Annotated in this window: 2 protein-coding genes and 1 pseudogene; 1 reads left to right on the top strand and 2 read right to left on the bottom strand. The window is 70.4% G+C overall.

Annotation, left to right across the window (positions count from 1 at the left end; all coding sequences use genetic code 11):
• Positions 1-65: 65 nt before the first annotated feature.
• Positions 66-452 carry a cupin domain-containing protein gene (locus ON38_RS21200; RefSeq protein WP_245564141.1) on the top strand — a complete coding sequence of 129 codons (387 nt, stop codon included), beginning with the start codon at positions 66-68 and terminating at the stop codon, positions 450-452.
• Between the two features lie 21 nt (positions 453-473).
• Here the strand turns inward: ON38_RS21200 and ON38_RS21195 are convergent, their stop codons facing one another.
• Entirely contained in the window at positions 474-1,391 is a 918-nt protein-coding gene (locus ON38_RS21195; RefSeq protein ID WP_039826677.1) for a ribonuclease Z, read from the bottom strand.
• A 304-nt stretch (positions 1,392-1,695) separates the two neighbouring features.
• Positions 1,696-2,058: pseudogene (locus ON38_RS21190) on the bottom strand (hypothetical protein); the annotation flags it as partial.

Raw genomic sequence — 2,058 nt, 5'->3', positions numbered from 1 at the left:
ACCGGTTGCGGGCGCCGCCGGCCGCGGCCCACCACCTCTCACAATCCCCACGAAAGGAATCGACCGTGACCACCTCCATCGATATGTTCGCTCGCGCACTGAGTTTCCACCCCGACGGCCGGGTACGGGCCGGCGAACGGCGGATGAGCGACGGTACGGACGGCTGGCACCTCGCCGCCTTCCACGTCGAGACCGACGCCGAAGTCCATGCCGATCACTGGGAGCTCCACCCCGGCTCGGAAGAGGCGGTGTGCTGTCTGTCCGGTTCGCTGCGGCTCTATCTGCGCCCGGAGCATCCCGGCGAAGCCGAGACCGAAGTGCGGCTGACCGCGGGAACAGCGTTCGTCGTACCGCGCAACCGCTGGCATCGAATCGAACTCGACAGCCCGTCAGACATCATGTCGATCGGGTTGCGCGAGGGGACCCGTATCGAACCGGTCGCCCCGGCGTAACAGCCGAGTGACCGCCGGCGCTCAGCGCCGCGAGGGGAACGGAATCCGGTCCAGATCCGCCGCCACGACTATCTCGCCGGCGAAGGCCCGCCGCGCCTCGCTCAGATGCTGATCGAGACCGGGATAGCGCTGCGAGAAATGGGTCAGGACCAGGGTCCGCGCCCCGGCCTCGGCGGCGATCCGGGCGGCCTGCCCGGCGGTGAGATGTCCGTGCTCGGCGGCCAGCCGGGCGTCGGCCTCGACGAAGGTCGCTTCGATCACCAGCATGTCCACCCCCGCGGCGAGTTCCCGCGCGCCGGGGCAGATACGAGTGTCCATGACGAACGCGAAACTCTGGCCGCGCCGCAGGGTGCTCACCTCGTCGAGGGTCACGGTCCGGCCCCGCCAGTCGATTTCGCCCTCGCGTTGCAGGCGGCCCACCATCGGGCCGTGCAGGCCGAGTTCGGCCAGCGCCTCCGGCCGGATGGTCCGGTAATCGGGTTCGGTGAGCCGGTACCCGAATGCCTCCACCGGATGGTCGAGCCGGGCGGTGGTGATCTCGAACGGCGCGCCGGGGGCCGGTAGTGCGCCCGGTCCGGTGATCGGCCGCTGCCGGAGTTCGACCGTCCGGTGGTAGGCGGTCGCGTCGCACAGATTGTCGAAGAACCGCCGGCCCGAGGCCGGGAAGTAGGTATCGATCGGATGCGGGACCCGGTCCAGGTTGATCCGCTGCACCACCCCGGCCAGGCCCAGACTGTGGTCACCGTGGAAGTGGGTGATCGCGATCCGGGTGAGATCGGTCGCGGAGATGCCGGCGCGGATCATCTGCCGCTGGGTGCCCTCACCGGGATCGAACAGGACGACCTCGCCACCCCAGCGCAGTGCGTATCCGTTGTGATTGCGCTGGGTCGTCGGTACCTGGCTCGCGGTGCCCAGTACGACCAGTTCCCGCTGTGACATCTATTCGCACCACGGCGGCGCGGCCGCCCCTGTCGCCGCGATCCGACCGGCGCCTCTTTCCTCGGGCATGAGCCAGACGATATCCGCCACCGCGGTAGCGCTCAGGACGTGGGCGCCGCATCTCCCGGCCACAGTGCCACAGCAGGTCGCGGGCCGGATCGACAGAAAGGGGTCACATCGGCGGGCCCGCGGCCGCGCGGCGCCCGGCCTGGCCTGCATCGGATCCGGAACGCAGGCCGCGCGGGTCGAGAGGGAACCGCCTGCGCATTTCGAAGTGATCCCGGTTCGCGTGGTGGCCGTCCGGTCAGCCGGACGATTCGTTGGGCACGATCTCGGTCCCGGTGAGGAGCAACCCGATCGCCACGCCCACCACGAGACAAATCGCGGCCGCCACGGCCGCCCACTTGCCCAGGGGCTCGCCGCGGATATGCCCGATCACGCCGAGCACGATGCCGGCGGCGCCGAACACGATCGGGCAGAACAGCAGCGAGACCGCGGCGCAGACGAAGCCGATGATGGACAGCACCTGCGGTCCGGAACGCTGCGGCTGCTCGGGAGTGCCGTAGGGCTGGTACTGCTGTTGTTCGGGGTAGGCGGGATAACCCCCGCCGCCGGGCGTCTCGCCCGGCCACCCGCTCTGCCGCCCGCCCGGCGCGCCGCCGCCGGA

This window comes from Nocardia testacea NBRC 100365 (genome assembly GCF_000308775.1).
In the GTDB taxonomy this organism is placed as follows: domain Bacteria; phylum Actinomycetota; class Actinomycetes; order Mycobacteriales; family Mycobacteriaceae; genus Nocardia; species Nocardia testacea.
This window is presented reverse-complemented; position numbering and strand designations above follow the sequence as displayed.